Origin of the sequence: Wolbachia endosymbiont (group B) of Dolichovespula media, assembly GCF_947179505.1 — a bacterium.
In the GTDB taxonomy this organism is placed as follows: domain Bacteria; phylum Pseudomonadota; class Alphaproteobacteria; order Rickettsiales; family Anaplasmataceae; genus Wolbachia.
Genome location: NZ_CAMXBR010000003.1, coordinates 672,625 through 690,012, shown reverse-complemented (window position 1 = coordinate 690,012; position 17,388 = coordinate 672,625). Strand labels below are relative to the sequence as shown.

General features: G+C 33.5%; 17 protein-coding genes, 1 tRNA gene, 2 other RNA genes and 2 pseudogenes. 7 read left to right on the top strand and 15 right to left on the bottom strand.

All coding sequences use genetic code 11. The annotated features are described in order from the left end of the window. Window positions 1-6 precede the first annotated feature (6 nt). Window positions 7-1,073 (bottom strand): annotated as a pseudogene (recA, locus tag OM967_RS05920) (recombinase RecA). A 114-nt stretch (window positions 1,074-1,187) separates the two neighbouring features. On the opposite strand from recA, the gene truA reads away from it, so the two are divergent. Beyond that, window positions 1,188-1,925, top strand: coding sequence for a tRNA pseudouridine(38-40) synthase TruA (truA, locus tag OM967_RS05915; RefSeq protein WP_211907641.1), 738 nt, complete (start codon window positions 1,188-1,190; stop codon window positions 1,923-1,925). Window position 1,926: 1 nt separating this feature from the next. Here the strand turns inward: truA and dnaN are convergent, their stop codons facing one another. The 7 genes from dnaN to ffs all read right to left on the bottom strand — a co-directional run bounded on the left by dnaN (window position 1,927) and on the right by ffs (window position 7,911). After that, the gene (dnaN, locus tag OM967_RS05910; protein WP_211907640.1) at window positions 1,927-3,078 is read right to left on the bottom strand and encodes a DNA polymerase III subunit beta; all 1,152 of its coding nucleotides are present in this window, start codon (window positions 3,076-3,078) and stop codon (window positions 1,927-1,929) included. A gap of 111 nt (window positions 3,079-3,189) precedes the next feature. Continuing rightward, window positions 3,190-3,687, bottom strand: a complete 498-nt coding sequence (locus tag OM967_RS05905; protein ID WP_211907639.1) for an invasion associated locus B family protein — start codon at window positions 3,685-3,687, stop codon at window positions 3,190-3,192. After that, window positions 3,680-4,573, bottom strand: a complete 894-nt coding sequence (locus OM967_RS05900) for an RNA polymerase factor sigma-32 (protein WP_250120214.1) — start codon at window positions 4,571-4,573, stop codon at window positions 3,680-3,682. Before OM967_RS05900 ends, OM967_RS05905 begins: the two co-directional genes overlap by 8 nt. Before the next feature lie 283 nt (window positions 4,574-4,856). After that, window positions 4,857-5,540: a P44/Msp2 family outer membrane protein gene (locus tag OM967_RS05895; protein ID WP_264337787.1), complete on the bottom strand. Its 684-nt coding sequence runs from the start codon at window positions 5,538-5,540 to the stop codon at window positions 4,857-4,859. 336 nt (window positions 5,541-5,876) lie between these two features. Continuing rightward, complete coding sequence (locus OM967_RS05890; protein ID WP_211908748.1) at window positions 5,877-6,191, bottom strand: YbaB/EbfC family nucleoid-associated protein; 315 nt, start codon at window positions 6,189-6,191, stop codon at window positions 5,877-5,879. A gap of 21 nt (window positions 6,192-6,212) precedes the next feature. Then, window positions 6,213-7,796 (bottom strand): DNA polymerase III subunit gamma/tau, encoded by a 1,584-nt coding sequence (gene dnaX / locus OM967_RS05885; RefSeq protein ID WP_264337786.1) that lies wholly within the window; start codon window positions 7,794-7,796, stop codon window positions 6,213-6,215. Window positions 7,797-7,812: 16 nt separating this feature from the next. Next, window positions 7,813-7,911, bottom strand: an RNA gene (gene ffs, locus OM967_RS05880) — signal recognition particle sRNA small type. Between the two features lie 109 nt (window positions 7,912-8,020). Between ffs and OM967_RS08160 the strand changes: the two are divergent. Next, window positions 8,021-8,149 (top strand): annotated as a pseudogene (locus OM967_RS08160) (WPE palindromic element domain-containing protein); the annotation flags it as partial. Between the two features lie 197 nt (window positions 8,150-8,346). After that, the gene (locus tag OM967_RS05870; RefSeq protein WP_211907634.1) at window positions 8,347-9,000 is read left to right on the top strand and encodes a glutathione S-transferase family protein; all 654 of its coding nucleotides are present in this window, start codon (window positions 8,347-8,349) and stop codon (window positions 8,998-9,000) included. On the opposite strand, the gene OM967_RS05865 is transcribed toward OM967_RS05870, so the two are convergent. Further along, a complete protein-coding gene (locus OM967_RS05865) occupies window positions 8,972-9,649 on the bottom strand; it encodes an O-methyltransferase (RefSeq protein ID WP_006013497.1) in 678 nt (225 codons plus the stop codon). The genes OM967_RS05870 and OM967_RS05865 overlap by 29 nt on opposite strands. Window positions 9,650-9,899: 250 nt before the next feature. On the opposite strand from OM967_RS05865, the gene OM967_RS05860 reads away from it, so the two are divergent. Continuing rightward, a complete protein-coding gene (locus OM967_RS05860) occupies window positions 9,900-10,178 on the top strand; it encodes a DUF2671 domain-containing protein (protein WP_010403908.1) in 279 nt (92 codons plus the stop codon). A gap of 28 nt (window positions 10,179-10,206) precedes the next feature. On the opposite strand, the gene OM967_RS05855 is transcribed toward OM967_RS05860, so the two are convergent. From OM967_RS05855 to ssrS, 3 genes are all read right to left on the bottom strand, one after another. Continuing rightward, on the bottom strand, window positions 10,207-10,938 hold the full coding sequence (locus OM967_RS05855; protein WP_250120216.1) for a thioredoxin domain-containing protein: 732 nt from the start codon (window positions 10,936-10,938) through the stop codon (window positions 10,207-10,209). Window positions 10,939-10,964: 26 nt separating this feature from the next. Continuing rightward, window positions 10,965-11,414 carry a type II toxin-antitoxin system RatA family toxin gene (locus OM967_RS05850; RefSeq protein WP_211907632.1) on the bottom strand — a complete coding sequence of 150 codons (450 nt, stop codon included), beginning with the start codon at window positions 11,412-11,414 and terminating at the stop codon, window positions 10,965-10,967. 17 nt (window positions 11,415-11,431) lie between these two features. Beyond that, window positions 11,432-11,593: non-coding RNA, 6S RNA (gene ssrS / locus OM967_RS05845), on the bottom strand. A gap of 115 nt (window positions 11,594-11,708) precedes the next feature. On the opposite strand from ssrS, the gene OM967_RS05840 reads away from it, so the two are divergent. Both OM967_RS05840 and OM967_RS05835 read left to right on the top strand, forming a co-directional pair. Then, on the top strand, window positions 11,709-12,293 hold the full coding sequence (locus OM967_RS05840) for an MlaC/ttg2D family ABC transporter substrate-binding protein (RefSeq protein WP_250120217.1): 585 nt from the start codon (window positions 11,709-11,711) through the stop codon (window positions 12,291-12,293). Further along, entirely contained in the window at window positions 12,290-13,588 is a 1,299-nt protein-coding gene (locus tag OM967_RS05835) for a bifunctional folylpolyglutamate synthase/dihydrofolate synthase (RefSeq protein ID WP_264337785.1), read from the top strand. Before OM967_RS05840 ends, OM967_RS05835 begins: the two co-directional genes overlap by 4 nt. Here the strand turns inward: OM967_RS05835 and OM967_RS05830 are convergent. The 3 genes from OM967_RS05830 to OM967_RS05820 all read right to left on the bottom strand — a co-directional run bounded on the left by OM967_RS05830 (window position 13,576) and on the right by OM967_RS05820 (window position 15,880). Continuing rightward, window positions 13,576-14,496, bottom strand: a complete 921-nt coding sequence (locus tag OM967_RS05830) for a molecular chaperone DnaJ (protein ID WP_264337784.1) — start codon at window positions 14,494-14,496, stop codon at window positions 13,576-13,578. The two genes, OM967_RS05835 and OM967_RS05830, sit on opposite strands and share 13 nt — an antisense overlap. A gap of 730 nt (window positions 14,497-15,226) precedes the next feature. Next, a complete protein-coding gene (locus tag OM967_RS05825; protein ID WP_211908747.1) occupies window positions 15,227-15,733 on the bottom strand; it encodes a hypothetical protein in 507 nt (168 codons plus the stop codon). 62 nt (window positions 15,734-15,795) lie between these two features. Beyond that, window positions 15,796-15,880, bottom strand: a tRNA-Leu gene (locus OM967_RS05820). 62 nt (window positions 15,881-15,942) lie between these two features. Here OM967_RS05820 and tldD point away from each other — a divergent pair. Beyond that, window positions 15,943-17,373 carry a metalloprotease TldD gene (gene tldD / locus OM967_RS05815; RefSeq protein WP_211907628.1) on the top strand — a complete coding sequence of 477 codons (1,431 nt, stop codon included), beginning with the start codon at window positions 15,943-15,945 and terminating at the stop codon, window positions 17,371-17,373. Window positions 17,374-17,388 lie beyond the last annotated feature (15 nt).

Sequence of the window (17,388 nt, the reverse complement as noted above, 5' to 3'; positions counted from 1 at the left end):
TTTAGATTAGAATACTGATTCTTCTAGAAGTTGTTCGCGTTCCTCTTCTATTGTAATAGAATTATCATGATTTTTAAATAAATCTCTGATTTTTGTTTCTATTTCATTTGCAATTTCTTTATTCGCCTTGAGGTAGCTTTTTACATTTTCTCTTCCTTGCCCAAGACGCGTATTGTTATATGAATAATAAGCGCCTGCCTTTTCAAGGACACCAAGTTTTGCTCCTATATCTATTATTTCCCCAAGTTTTGATATGCCTTCATTATACATTATATCAAATTTTGCCTCTCTAAATGGAGGAGCGACTTTATTTTTTACAACTTTAACTCTCGTTTCATTACCCGTAATATTCTCTTTATCCTTTATCGCACCAACTTTTCTTATATCAAGTCTTATAGAAGTATAGAATTTTAACGCATTTCCACCAGTGGTAGTTTCAGGATTTCCATATACTACTCCTATTTTCATACGAATTTGGTTGATAAATATCAATATACAGTTTGCTTTTGAAACTACAGAAGTTAGTTTCCTGAGTCCATGGCTTAGAAGCCTTGCTTGCAATCCCATGTGCTGATCGCCCATATCCCCTTCAATTTCAGCTCTTGGAGTTAGTGCTGCAACAGAATCAATAACTATTACATCAACTGCACTAGAACACACTAAATACTCAACAATATGCAACGCCTGCTCTCCAGTGTCTGGTTGTGAAATTACCAAATCATCAGTTTTCACTCCAAGTTTACGAGCATATATAACATCCAGTGCGTGTTCCGCATCGATAAATGCACATAAACCTCCTTTTTTCTGTGCTTCAGCAATTACATGCAAAGCAAGGGTAGTTTTACCAGAACCTCAGGGCCAAATATCTCAATTATACGTCCTTTTGGCAATCCCCCAACACCCAGAGCTGAATCAAGTGCAATCGACCCTGTAGATATCGTGTCTATTTTTTCTACAGGGTTTTGCTTTAGCTTCATTATTGCACCTTTACCGAATGCTTTTTCAATTTGACTTATTGCATTATCTAGTGCTTTTTGCTTATCATTATTTCTTTCTTCTGGATTATGTGCCATGGATCATTTATTAACTTGTATAGTCTCCATGGTAATTGAACGCAACCAATCTGCCAAGGGTTTTTTAATAACGAAGAACGTTAGTTACCTAAAATTAGATAGATAGACTTTGTAGTGCGATACAAAATAACGATAGAATACAATGGTAGTGGTTTCTCTGGCTGGCAAAAGCAACAACACTCTGCTAACTCAATTCAGGAAACCATAGAAAACGCTATATTTAATTTCAGTGGCGAGAGAGTCTCTTTGCATTGTGGTGGCAGAACTGACACAGGGGTTCATGCTTTAGGGCAAGTTGCTCATTTCAATATGGAAAGGCAATTTGAGCTTTACAGAATAAGAAATGGAATAAACTATCACTTAAAAGCGATTCCTATAGTTGTGCTTAGTGCAGAAGCTGTAGATGATGCATTTCATGCACGATTTTCAGCAAAAAAAAGATATTATGAATATAGAATAATTAATCGCTACGCTCCTGCAGCTCTGGAAATCGGTTATGTGTGGCAAGTATTGCACCCACTTGACGTAAACATCATGCGTGAAGCTGCTAGACACCTGCTTGGAAAACATAATCTTTCAAGCTTCCGCTCAAAAGATTGTCAAGCTACAAATCCGGTCAGAACAATCGATGATATTGATATAGTACAAAACGGAAGTCACATATACATCAAAATATCTGCGATTTCCTTTTTACATAACCAGGTGAGGATTATTGTTGGTACTTTAGTTGAATTTGGAAAAAATAGAACTAATCCACAAGAAATGCTAAATATATTAAGTCAATGCAAAAGAAACGCCGCTGGAATCACAGCACCGCCTCACGGCTTATACTTAGTAAAGATAGATTACTAGCTTAAGTCCTCATTGGCATTACTATATATAATGCACTTGGATCATCTTCATCAGTGATAATTGTAGCGCTATTACCATCTGATAGGCTGACCTTACATTTGTTTTTTATACAAGATAAAGCATCAAGCAAATAACGAGAATTAAATCCTACTTCCATAAGAGCTCCATCGTAATCCACCTCTATAGACTCAGTCGCATCACTGCACTCTTGGGAATTTGAATGTAGAGTTAATAAATTCTCTTGCAATGAAAATTTAATTGATTTTATTTTATCGGACACAACAACAGAAACCCGATCTATAACGCTAGCAAGCTTACTACTCTCAACAATCATTTGTTTATCTTGAGACGTTGGAATGACAGCTTTGTAATCTGGAAAAGTCCCATCTATCAATTTTGATATTAGAATATACTCACCACATGTAAATTTGATTTTTCTATCTGAAAGTTTTATATTTATCTCATTACAATCACCCAATACTTTCAACAATTCCATGATAGTTTTACGTGGAATGATCACCCCAAATTCTCCGTTGATATCTTCAGGTTTAGGCCTTTTTATACATGATAAACGGTGGCCATCAGTTGCAACGCAGTACAGAAATTGCTCATCTGTATGCAGATATATCCCGTTTAAATTATACCTTGTATCATCCAGCGACACAGCAAACTTCGTTTTAGTCAACAAGTCTACCAAATCTGCACTTAGTAGAGTGAAATCGTATTGATGATCACCTTCTTCAAGAACAGGGAAGTTATTTGAAACTACGTTCGGTAAAGAAAAATTTGCATTTCCACAGGATATCAATAATTTTCCTTGATTATTCATTTCGAAATTGACATCCAAATTAGTTGGCAATTTTTTCACTATGTCATGTAAAGTATGTGCTGAGATTTTCACTTCTCCTTCTGCTGATACATTTGCAGTAAGTGAGGCAAATATTGAAATGTCAAGATCAGTAGCCTTCAATTTTATGCTACCATATTGTGCTTTGATATTTATACACGCTAAAACATCTATCGCGTTGCGCCTTTCAACCACTCCACTTACCCTGGATAGCGTATTTAAAAGGCTTGCACGACTTACACTAAAACGCATTTGTTCACACACAGAACTTTGTTCTTTGATTCCTATATCTACAATTTTTGACATATTAATTCTCAAAAATATATTTTAAATGATATTCATATTCTATGTAAAGTGATATCCATATTTTTGTCTGAGAGACAAAACAGCCTATCTTATACTTTAGTGATCAATAATTTACTTTGTATGGCATAAGTCATGCATTTTTTGGTACGCTTTTTGAAAGCCAAGCAAGGAATAAGTATCATCAACATTTGCTGTTTTTACTTTTCCATTAACTACCATTGATAATCCCTGCTTCATTTTTAGAATCAAATCTTGGTCCATTTTTGTATCATCTGTCCACGCAAGACTTCCCTGTATTATTGGCAATTGATATTTAATTTTTTTATCGATATTGAGAACTACAGGCTCATTATTATACTGAAAGCCAGAAGTGACGCTCACCTCATCTGCTTTTTTATCAACGTAACTGACCATTACATACGGCTTGCGGTCAGCTGTATAATGTTCACTTTTTTTCTTAGGATGAGATACAATGTAACACACTTTTTCACCATCTTCCAATGCAGTGTACACAAGCCAATCTTTATATTTTTCCTTCAGTTGTACGTTACTAACCGATGCAAGAGTGTCTATTGAAAAAAATATTAGAAATACAAAAAGACTACGCATGTAAACCAAGTTTCAAACTCTCTGATTTTACATGTTGTTTTACCTTACTCATTGCTTGCTCAGCCAACTGTCTTATTCTTTCTCTTGAAACACAATATTTTTTGCTAAGCTCATCCAAAGTCTGAGTATTCTCAGATAAATATCTGCTAATGAAAATGTCTCTTGATCTTTCATTAAGACTTGCCAGCGCATTGCTTAAAATTGTTTCTTTTAATGCCTTTTCTTCATGATTCTGGTAAGCTACTTCTTGACTAACTAAATTACACGGAATCATATCTTGTAACTCCTTTTTAGAGTCATCACCTATTTTTATACAATTATTTAACGACTGATCCTTACAAGCCAGACGATAGCTCATCTGTACAACATCTTCTTCAGATACAGAAAGCTCATTTGATATTGCTTTTATTTCTTCTTTACTCAAAGTTTCTCTGTTTGTGTATTGTAAAATTCTTTTTTTTATTTTACGTAAACTAAAAAACAATCTCCTTTGTGCTTGCGTTGTACCTATTTTTACAAGTGACCAAGATTTTAATATAAAGTCTTTCATTGAAGCTTCAATCCACCATACTGCATAAGTTGAAAAACGAAATCCCAAGTTAGGATTGAACTTTTTCACTGCATGCATTAAACCCATATTTCCTTCCATGACCAGGTCCATCAACAATAGACCGTAATTCTTAAATTTCATTGCAATTTTTACTACCAAATTCAAATGGCTAGTAATCAACCTGTGAGCAGAAGAAATATCCTGGTATTCTTGCCAATTTTTTGCTAATCGCACTTCCTCTTCTGGGGAAAGCATAGGAAATTTTCGCACTTCAGCAATATATTGCATGAGATTAGTGCTACTATTAACACATAAATTTGCTACTGGGGTCAACATAATAACTTAAATTAAAACTCTATACATATAATATATTGATTTTCAGTGAAAAATTCAAGCTTTAATTAAAAAAGCACAATTTTACATCTAATTGAGATCTTAACAACAGCTACCTAAATGTATCATTAAAATTGCTAGCGTGTAACTATAAAAACTACATTAAATAAATAATGTGTTATTCCAGTGCTCAAACACTGGAATTCACATTTCTTTTTTCTAGATCCCAGTGTCATGCTACTTGAATGACAAGAAAAACCCACTGGGATAATAAGACAAAGATAGACTAGAAATTAAACGCTACTCCAGCTTCTGCACCAACAGTGCTGTAAAGAACATTTTTGATATCATTATCATCCTTATTTGTCTTATCAAAACTAGCACCATAAGAACCGAAGTAACGAGCTCCAGCAAAGAGTTTGATTTCTGGGGTTACATCATAACTAACACCAGCTTTTGCTTGATAAGCAAAACCAAATCCTTTTTGATCTTTAACTGTATCAGCTTTTGAAGGATTGCTGATATATGCTGCACCAACACCAACACCAACGTATGGAGTGATAGGCATATCTTCAATCGCTATATCGTAATAAACGTTAACCAATCCTGAAAATGCTGTTAAACTGTCTGCAACATTTGTTTCAGAAGTATTTACTACAGCTGTATCTTTAGCCAATTGTGAGTAAAGCCCTTCAACATCAACTCTAATGTCATCCATTTTATAACCAAATGCACCACCACCAGCTATAAAAGATCTTGTAAAGGGACTATCCTTTTGTTTACCTGTTGCATTTGTAATACCATCAACTTTTGTATAAAAAGGTAAAATTTCACCGTTGTATTGTAAACGAACGTAGTAGCTAGTTTCTTCATCACTTATTGGACCAATAGGGTTTGATGAAAAAGCAGAGTTTGATAGGCTTAGCAACGTCACTAAAGCAGCTGCCGAAAAAAACTTTTTATAATGCATAATTGCCCTCGTTAAAAAAATTAAAATTCCACTTTAGCAGTCTAAATAATAACTAAAGTTAAGTCAAGTGCTAACTTAATAACACAAAACCTTCTGTATCTTAACTAACTTTTAGGAAAATACAAAGATTTTATTAATTAATAAATAGAGTTACTCTACTTTTTTTACTCTTGATCTTCTGACACCTATTTCACTAATGTCTTTTTATCTTCTGATCTGCATTCATCATTGTGAATTGCTTCATATTCATGCAGTAATATGAATGTACTTCATGGAAGTACTAGTATAAAAGGAAAACACTTAGTTACTGCATTAAGGCAAACTTCAGTAGTAAATTTAAAAAGGAAGTTTAAGTCCAGGCGGTAAACCCATCATACCTGCAAGATCAGAAGTTGCATTTGCCATATCTTCTTCTGCTTTTTTGATGGCATCATTGAATGCTGCTGTCACTAAATCTTCTACTATATCTTTTTCTTCATTTCTCATAAGTTCTAAGTCTATATTTACCTTTTTAGCTTTATAGCTACCTATTTTTATCACTTCCACTAATACAGAAACTTTACCACCACCAGAAATACCTTGAAACTCTTTTCCAATATACTTTTCTTGAGCTTCCGCAAGCTTTTTTTGCATTTCTTGCGCTTGCTTCATTATTTGACTGAAATCCACAACCTACTCCTTATTTTCTATATTAACTACCTTTGCACCTTTAAACGTATTTAATATATCCTTAACTGCAGGTGCATAATTTAAATTACTCACTTCCCTATTCATATAACTTGTATCAACTATAATAACCCACTCCTGATTAGTAGCTTGATTTAAGTAACTTTTCAAGTCATTACAAAAATTACCGTTCAAGTTAGATACAGCTTTTAATTTTAAATACCCAAATTTACAATCTATTAATTGTAGATTACTACACAGTTGTTTGTAAAGATAAATTTGGTTACTCCGCCTTAATAGTTGCAAAATCTTATCAAAATCGTAATTTTGTTGTTTATTTTTCACATGGATCCCAGTGTCACGCACTGGGATAACAGAGTGGGGTTTTTCCACATATTTTTTTGGATCCGAGTAGTCAGCTACTTGGATGACAGGGGGGGAAGGTGCAACAGGTCTGCCCTGTCTATTTCCTTGCTCTACATTCTGTGAAAGAATTTTTTTGATCACCTGTTCCGGAGAAGGCAAATCAGAAAGATAACAAAGGCTAATTAATATCATTTCAGCGGCAATTTCATTGCATGTTGAAACCTTTATATCTTGAATACCCTTAAGCAGCACCTTCCACAATCTCGAAAAAAATATTAAAGACTTTTTTGCACTCAAATCTTTTACTCTGCTCTTCTCATATTCTGTATCAATCTCTTTTGTAATTAAAAAACGGCATATTAACTGGATTGTTTGCAGTAGATCTTCAAAAATATTGAGCGGATTTGCTGTTTTTACCACATTGTCGAATACTAACAAAGCCTTCTGTAAATCACTGTCTAATACTGCTTCCAGTAGATCAAATATAACGTTTCTATCTACTAGACCAAGTATGTCTGTAACACTTTGAGTGGATATTGTACCATCTTTGCTATATAGCACTGCTTGATTCATCAAAAATAAAGCGTTACGCATTGAATTGCTACAGTGGTGCGCAATTAATTCCGATGCTTCTTTTTCAATAAAATAATTTTCTTTTTGTGCAATATCATTTAAACGCTCCATTATCTTAGCTGAAGGAATGTTATGTAAGTCAAACCTTTGACAACGTGCAATAACAGTTATTGGTATCTTTTTTATTTCTGTAGTTGCTAGAATAAACTTTACGCTAGATGGTGGTTCTTCTAGAGTTTTAAGTAATGCATTAAATGCATTACTGGATAACATGTGTACTTCATCTATAATGTAAACTTTAAACTTAGAACTTATTGGTAAATAGCAAATATCTCCCAAGATGGCTCTAACATCCTCAACACTAGTGTGACTTGCCGCATCGATTTCAACTACATCTGGATGGCTTGAATTTTTTATTGCCAGACAACTTGTACATGATCCACAAGGTTCAAAAGTTGGCCCCAATGAGCAGTTCAAACATAAAGCTATTATTCTTGCAGTGGTGGTTTTACCAATTCCACTGCTACCAGAAAGCAGTATAGATTGTGGAATTTTGTTGAGAGTAAAAGCATTTTCTAGTATACGCACCAATATATCTTGACCTACTAAATCTTTAAAGCTACTAGGACGATATTTTAATGCTATGTTCATAGCCTAGAATAAAACAAATAGTACAAATAGGTATGCAACCCAAAAAGATTCTGATATGGTTGCTTCATTTCTGACCTGACCAAGTTACAGAATTTTTGCCTGCATACCTTATAAAAGGTTATACTTTTTTTTTTTTTTAGCAAGGTATATTCTATATTAGTCTTATAATTTATATGTTAGACCTTTTGCAACATTACTTTGGAGTAAACAGCTGTTACCTAAAATACTCTTCTTCTGTCATCCCAGTGCCCAGACACTGGGATCCAGAAAACTTAATTTTAAATGAATACATTAGGCTGTTGTATAATAAGAACTGGATTCAAGTGTCAATCACTGAAATGACACCCTTCCGGTGGGGATTGCTCTCAAACTACAATGTTCGTACAGTTGTACTGGGATCCAAGTATAAAAATATTTGGAAATTATACAATGGACAATGGATTCTAGGAGTATATGTTAAAAGTAATGTCCATAATGAAATAAGCTGGATTCCAATGTCACGTACTGGAATGACAACATATAGGTATTGGAATAACAAAAGAGGAATATTATGATTTTATATCATTTTCCTCTTTGTCCGTTTTCACGAAAAGTTAGAGCTCTTCTCAAGGAAAAAAAGCTGAGTTGTGATTTTGTATATGAAAATCCATGGGAAAAGCGGAATGAATTCATGGAGATCAATCCAATCGGACAAGTACCAGTATTAATAGATAATAACTTTGTAATAGCGGATAGTAATGCCATTTGTGAATATATAGAAGAGACTTACAATAGCGACGTCAAATTACTTGGTTCATCCACTATTATTAAGTCTAAAATACGCGCTTTAATCAATTGGTTCGATAGCAAATTTTACAATGAAGTTACTAAGTATATTATGAATGAAAAAGTAATTACTAACCGCAGCCCTGACTCTAGATTTCTTCATGCAGCTCAGCATAACCTGCCTTGCCATATGGAATACATCGAACACTTAATTAACAAGAACGTTTGGCTTGCAACCGATAAGTTCACTTTAGCCGATATTACTTTAGCATCACATATTTCTATAATAGACTACGTAAATAGTTTCCCATGGGAAAAAAGTAAGATTTTAAAAGAATGGTACTCCATTGTTAAATCAAGGCCTTGTTTTCGCGAAATATTATTAGAGAGAGTTTTTGGGTTAACTCCCCCTAGACATTACGCTGACCTTGATTTTTAACTTGCGTTAGTTTTAAAGCTACAGTCATTCCTTCGTCAGTAGGAATCAATATGGAGAAATATTTTTTTTCATCTGACAATCTATCGTTAAACTCTCTCATAGCATGCCATGACTTTTCTGATACTTCTTTTGGAGGCGATTCTAAAAATACTGTATCAAATAATAGAGTGTTATCTGCAACGATTAGCCCATCTTGTTTAATGTATGACTCTGCCCAATCTAAATACTTAGGATAACTACTTTTGTCAGCATCGATGAATATCATGTCAAATGGTGCCTTTGCTGATAATTCATTAATTTTTTCCAGTGCATCACCTTCTATTAGAGTAATTTTATCACTTAGATTAAAAGCACTAAAATTTTTTTTTGCTATTCTTGAGTGTTGAGGATTATTTTCTATTGTATATATATGACCATCTTTCGGTAAAGCTTTTACCATACAAATTGACGAATAACCATATAACGTGCCAATTTCAACTATGCTTTTAACTTTATGGATTTTGATAAATAAATTTAATAATTTTCCTTCTTCAGGAGTGATTTGAATACGTTGTTTCTTATCAAGAGTACAATGTTCTTCTATTTTTTTATACTCTTTTGCAAATAAGCTTCTTATGTACAACGATTTTCTGCTAAAGTTATGACGCATTAAGTTTTATAATATAAACTAAGGAGGTTTAATCTATATAAGATTTATAAAGATAACAATAGAGTTAAGAATAATAAAATTTTTTATTTTAAGTTGTTATTTTATAAAGTAAAATTTTAAGTGACAAAGATTATTATATATTTTACTATGGTTCACTAGTATAACAATCAATTGTTATACTAGAATTAAGGGATCGTTTATTTACATCTCTCTTAAAATGTAATTTTTATAATCAATTAGAGGGGGTTATATGTCTTATAACATTGCTAACGAAGTTGAAACGTTAAGCAAGAAATCTAATAATAATGAAGGAGTGAAATTACTGCACAATCCAGCTTATCGCGAGAAGTACAAAGAACGCTTTAACGAAGCTCAGAAAAAAGTTATGGATATGGTCCAATTTTATGATGGAACGATAGTATTAATAGAGAATAAAATTGCTATGTATTATTATGCTTGGCACAGTAAAAAAAGAGAGTTTGAGCGTAAAAAGCAACAAACAGTATCAAAAAATACTGATTCAGCATAGGGTTTTTATATGGTAAGCTACAGTGTTATTACTTCACTATAGCTTTTCCATATAACTCATCTATTACATTAGTGAAGTATTCCAGGTCTCTATATCCTTCATGTTTGATTTTACCATTCCCTACGTATGATTTGTCATCGTTAAGCTTGATGATGAATACAGGAGTAGCTGTGATATCAAGTTTATTAATTGCAAGTGATTTATCATTTATAATTTTGTCCATCATCTTTCTATCATTAATGCATTGGTTAAATACATCTTGCTTCAAATTGCTTAGTGCAGCAATTTTTTGTAGTATAGTTAAATCACTAAAATTATAGTAGTTCCACGAGTCTATTGCATTAAACACAGCTTTGTTAAAATTAAAATAGTCTTCTTCTTTTTCATAGCAATAACTTAGCATTGCAGCTTTTAATCCTCTGTAATCTAGAGGAAAATGACGGAATATGTATAACATCTTACCTGTATCTATGTACTTCTCTTTGATTTTAGGAAAAACTTTCTTATGAAAAAGAGAACAATGATAACAAGTGAGCGAGGCGTATTCTATCATTAAAATTGGTGCTTTTCGATCTCCTAATAATTTATCATCAGGCAATAGGGACAGTAGTTCTTTTGGTGTTATTTCATCAGTTTTTTGAGTGTTGGGTAAGTTTTGTTCAATAGCTGCATAAGAACTAACACTTATAAAAATAAGTAAGAACAATAATCTAAAAATCATTACAATGGAAATACTGAACTTATTAAAAAATTTATGCATTTATACAAACAATGTCAAGATAACTTTTACTCAGCAAGGCTTTCTAGTCTGTCTTTGAATGCAGTAATTATTTTATTTTGTGCATATTTATACACCGAGTTTAATAAAGTAGAAAACAAATTGGATTTAAACTCAAACTCTATATAGAACTCTACCATAGTTTTATTTTTGCTCATAGGAGTGAATTTCCATTCGTTGTATAAATGTTTAAATATTCCATTTGAGGACACAGCTTTTATCCAACTTTCATTTATTCCATTTGGAGCAAGGTAGGTCACTTCTGATGTATAACTTCCTTTAATGCCATGAAAAGCTGCAAGGAGATCCACAATCATCTGGCTATCAGTTTTTTCTTTTATATAAACAGCTTTGCACCAAGGAACAAAATCAGGATACTTCTCAACGTCAATTACAACTTGAAACACCCTATGAGATGAACAGAAAAAAACACCTTGTTCTTTATATTGGTTTAACATAAACCTGAATAATAAAAATGGGATCCATATCTACCGTCAGTCTTAGTAGATTCCTGAGACCTAAAGTTAAGGTGGGTATCACATACTAATTTCAATGAAATTAACAGAGGCAATCCCCTTGATCAGAGATTATCGCTCGGGAAATTTAACTTAACTCATAACGTATAGCACAGACCCCTATTAATTATAGATTATTTATATAGAGTATGTCTATAGGTATGTTAGAGCTAGCGACTATTATTTTGCCTTTGTTAAATTTTGCATTTTAAGTATCATAGCTAATAAATATATCTTATGAATGTTATTAAGCTCTTAACCATTTTTATTTTAATATCCTCAAGTGCTTACGCGAGTTGTATAGGTCACAAAACTTTTGTGCTTGCCATGAAGCAGCAAATAGACAACACGTCTATGAAAGGAAACAGAAAAAATCTAGAACATATACATGAAGAACTTCAGAAGATCATTCAGAATAATGTTAACCTCAAAGAAATATCTCGATTTGTAATAGGGAAATATTGGAATTTATCTACTCAGAAAGAAAAAGAAGAGTTTCTAAAAGAATATGAAGTATATCTCGCGCGTTTGTGCGCTAAAATTTTGTATAAATACATAAATAATAGTGAAATGATCATAATGAGTACAAAAGCAGTTGACGATGAAACTTGTCTGATAGGAACAAGATTTTCTTATGGTGATGAGGAATTTACAAATATTGACTTTAAAGTTACTAAAAGTGACAGTTCTTTCTTAATAAACGATGTTGTAATGAGTGGAATAAGTATTGCTATTAATCAACGTTCTCAATTTAGTGAAAAGATCGATACGAATGGCATGGCAAGTGTAATAGATGAATTAAAATGTAACAATAATTTATGATATACATGCCTCATTGGCCTAAGCCGATTGGCAGTAGGCCAAAGGATTTTTCTCTTGATCGCATAAAAAGCTTTCTAAATAAATTGGGTAATCCCGAGAAAAAAATACCGCCAATAATTCACATAGCTGGCACTAATGGCAAAGGATCAACGCTATCGTTTATAAGATATATAATGCAAGCAGCAGGGTATAAAGTTCATACGTACACCTCTCCACATTTAGTGAATTTTAATGAGAGAATAGTTGTTGCAGGCACTGATGTCGATGATAGTGAATTACACAACTCACTGGAAGAATGCCGTATAGCAGTTGCGGAACAACCTATCACTCTATTTGAGGCCACAACAATTGCAGCTTTCTTAGCTTTTGCTCGTCATAAAGCGGATATTACTTTAGTTGAGGTGGGTATGGGTGGAAGGCTTGATGCAACAAATGTTATAGATAATCCGATCCTAACGATCATCACTTCCATTGCACTTGACCATACAAAATATCTTGGTCCTACCGTAGAAACCATAGCAGGTGAAAAGGCTGGAATAATGAAACCTAATGTTCCTTGCGTAATAGCACCACAAGAAAAATCTATAATGAACACATTAGAACATCATGCAATAAATAAGAAATCTCCTCTGTATAGAGGAGGACTTGAATGGAATTGCGAAAAACAGAATAACAGGATGGTCTTTCAATCGACTATTCAATCAATAGAATTTTCTTTGCCATCTTTAAAAGGAGATCATCAAATAATCAATGCAGGAAACGCAATTGCAGCATGTAGCATTTTGAGTGGGAAGTATGGATTTAATATTGGAGAAGAGGACATTGCTTCAGGTTTACAGAGCACTTATTGGCCTGCGCGGCTAGAGTCTATAAAAGAAGGTAATTTAATTTCTTTATTACCAAAAGATTGGCAATTATTTCTAGATGGCGCGCACAACAATGATGGTGCCAGAGTGTTAGCTAAGTGGGTAAGAGACAATTTTACTGAAGGTGTCTATATGATCTTTGGTGTTACTCGTAACAGAAACGTCGCAGAGTTCTTAGAGCACTTAAAGCCATACATCAAACTACTATGCGCAGTTTGTGTTAAATCTGAACCTAAAGCAACAAGTACAGATTTAATTAGAGAAGGAGCTCATAATATAGGAATCAATGCTATCGAATGTGAATCAATTAGTGATGCAATATCAAATTACATATTGAAAGCCTCTATTCAAAACGTCAAAACCATACTAATTTGTGGCTCGTTATTTTTAGCCAGAGATTTGAGTATGGAGAATAATCAACCTACTTGATGAGCCGAGACGTTAAAAGCACCATCAGGATTTACAATGCTGCTTGGCTTTTTGGTTGATGCTCCTATAGGTACATTTTGTTCATCACCTATTCCTTCAGTTTTTACAAGATTTACAACTTTTCTCTCGTAGATTTCACTTGCTAAGTGTAGTAATAAACTACAACCTAGTAATACAGCAAATCCGATGAGTATTTTACTGTTTAAGCAACTAGATTGGTACTGTAACACCAAACCTGCTACTAATAAAATAGGAGGAAGATAATTTGAAATTTGGGAAGTAAGAATTAGATATTTAAATGCTTTACTTTTGGATATCTCATCTCTTAGCTCTTCTTGATCTAAATTTTCACCTTGTTCCCGTTGAGGATTTTGCAAATCCACAGCTTTTTTAAATAAAGAAGATATCAAATAAACAGATAAGAAAAAAGTTGTAACAGATGTTATTAGAGTCGCACTAAACAAAATGCCAGGTGCATCAGTAAAATTAGCAGCCTTATATAGCTTAAACCCCAAGTAAATATACGACACTAATGACGAGATGAGCAGTAGGATATTTACCCGAGTAAAAACAGCATAATACTCTGCACGCTTATCATTCTGACCTTGCTGAATTGATTGTAAATACCTTTTCAATTCCTCAGGAATGATTAATCCCTGATTCTTTCCACTTAGTGGTTTAATATATTGCAAAAGTGCTGCTTTATTTCTGTTAAGGGCCTGTATTTTTTCATCGCTACCTCCTGGTTTATCTGGGTGACACTTTATTGATAACCTTCTATAATTTTTTGCTATTATGTTAGATATTTCTAAGAAGTTACAACCTTCTACTTCTTGTACTTGAATGCCTATCTCTTTAAATAGACTTTCATTATAATCATATTCTCTTTTTCTTAACTTATATCCCATATCTCCACCTAATAAATTAACTAACTATTAATACTTTATAATATATAAATTTCCAAATCATGTCAATTATTTCATTCATGCTTATTGTATGAATTATTTCTTTCACGACTACCATGACAAGTGTATGAAAGTTATTATTTAGTGCATAATAGTGCTTCAATGTTTAGGTTACAGTTTTCATTGGTCATTTGAGTAACTCAAATCCGATTAATGCCAGTTCTATCTATCTTGTCACTTAAGTAGCCTCTATTTCAGCACAGGAATCTACTTTATAGTGATGTCATTCAAGTATCTGACATTGATTCCTTTATGATGCTGTCATCCCAGTGCTAGACACTGGGATCTAGTTAAATTTACGAGTATAAAAGTAATGTTAAAATACAATGTTTCCGATGATTATGAAAAAGCTGGATTCCAGCGTCACGCGCTGGAATAACACCTTTTTTAAATTACTTTAGCAATAAATATTAAGAAATTTACCAAGCAAAAAAAAAAGACAAAAGAACCCCCGTATAGCAAGTTTTAATAATGTAAATTGATAATGTGCTAACAAGCGCGATTTGGCTGAATGTAGAAAAATAAAAAAAGCCGCTATAATTTTATGTAATTTGCCAATAAATATCTGAGTTTTTTACTGAATTTTGTCGTTGAGCCCAAAAACAAGGATAAATACTCTTACTTTCATAGTAAGGGGGATGGCGTAATTTGTCAAGTTAAATAAGCTAACTTATTAACATGTAATAATGCAGGGAGCTATTGCAGATTGAATGTTCACTAGCTTTGAGGTTTTGGTTTCATCTATTTGCGGCTGACTAATCATAGTTCGAATGAAATTTGTTGCCATAAAGGTACAACCTAGAATAAAAAAAGCAACGGAAATAAAGGGGATAATAGGAAATTCAAGAGGTAATATAGATGTAATTCCTCCTATTAAAAATGAAACATTAGATGTAACGTCGAGGCAGATCTTCATTAATTTATCTTGCCAAGAGGTATCGAGTTGCTTATTAAGGCCACACTGCCTAAGATGATCAGTTAATGACCATATATTTAAAGCAAGCGAAAGTGCACTTAGCATAGTGCTGACAATAGTACAGTACAAGCTTAAGGAAGAAATATTTAGGGCTAATGCTGCTGTATACCCCATCAAAGAAGCAATAGATAGTGCAGTAACTAAGCGTTTTGAATAAGTTCGTACTTTCTTTCTGTAAACAAGACTCTCTTTCTCACAACCCATAAACTTAAGTATAGTAAATACGTTATATTGTATCATTAATTAACTCAAGAATCAATATAGAGTGCCCGAGAGAAGACTTGAACTTCCACAACTTGAAAAGTTACTAGCACCTGAAGCTAGCGCGTCTACCAATTCCGCCACCCGGGCTTTTTGTGATTTACTATGTTAAAATTAAACAATATACTTAAACAATTTTCAGCTCAAAGGTAATGCCAAATCTAGATCAAATATTTTTTGCTCAAAACAATGTTAATATTAATAACGTGTATAAAATAGTCAATAACGCTTTGAGTAACAGTGATGGTGGTGAGTTATTTTTAGAGTTTTGCCAATCAGAGTCTCTAGTTTTTGATGATAATGTATTGAAACACATGGATTTAAATACTAGAAGGGGGTTTAGTTTAAGGTCTTTTTGTGAAGATAGTACATCTTTTGTTTGTTCTTCTGAGATTAGCGAAAAAGAAATTAGTAACGCTGCTTCTATGGTAAAAAGTTCAGCATCTTTAAGCAAAACAAATTCAATAAACTTAAATGAGGAGACAAAAAGCCTGTACTCAACGATTAATCCCATAAATGAAATGGATCTGAACTCAAAAATTAAACTACTCAATGAGGTTAATGAGTATGTAAGGTCGAAGAATAACTGCGTGAAGCAGGTAAAAATAACTCTAAGTGGAGAATGGCAAGTTGTACAAATAATAAAAGATGATCACAGATTAAGCGATATTAGGCCTTTGGTACGTTTTAATGTACTAGTCATCGTAGAGAAAAATGGCCGAGCTGAGAGAGGTTCTGCAGGGCACGGTGGAAGAGACTCTTATAGTAAATTTGTTTCTGAGAAGAAGTGGAAAGAAGTTGCAAACCAAGCGTTAGAGCAAGCGCTAGTAAATCTTGAGGCAATTCCAGCTCCGGCTGGAGAGATGACAGTTGTTTTAGGTTCAGGTTGGCCAGGAATATTATTGCATGAAGCTGTAGGTCATGGACTTGAAGGTGATTTTAACCGTAAAGGAATCTCGGCATTTTCAAATTCTATGGGTAAACAAGTGGCAGCCAGTAACATTACTGTAATTGATGATGGAACTCTACCTAATTTGCGTGGTTCTATTAGCATAGACGATGAGGGTACTTTACCTGGCTATAATGTGCTTATAGAAGATGGAATTCTAAAAGGATATATGCAAGATCATATGAACGCTAAACTTATGGGTGTAAATCCAACTGGTAATGGTAGAAGAGAAAGTTACAAAGAAGTTACTATGCCACGCATGACAAACACCTATATGTTGCCAGGAAAATATACACCAGAAGAAATAATATCCAGTGTAAAGAGAGGCCTATATGCAGTAAATTTTGGTGGTGGACAAGTTGATATAACATCAGGAAAATTTGTTTTCTCATCTTCGGAAGCTTACCTAATAAAAAATGGTAAAATTACACAACCAGTCAAAGGAGCAACGCTAATTGGTGATGGGCCAACAGTGCTAAAAAAAGTATCAATGATTGGTAATGATCTAAAGTTAGATCCTGGTGTTGGTACGTGCTCAAAAGACGGGCAAAATGTACCTGTTGGAGTTGGTCAGCCAACACTCAAGGTCGATGCAATAACTGTTGGTGGAACTGAATATGTAGATAAGGGCTAAGCGAACTCAGCTCAT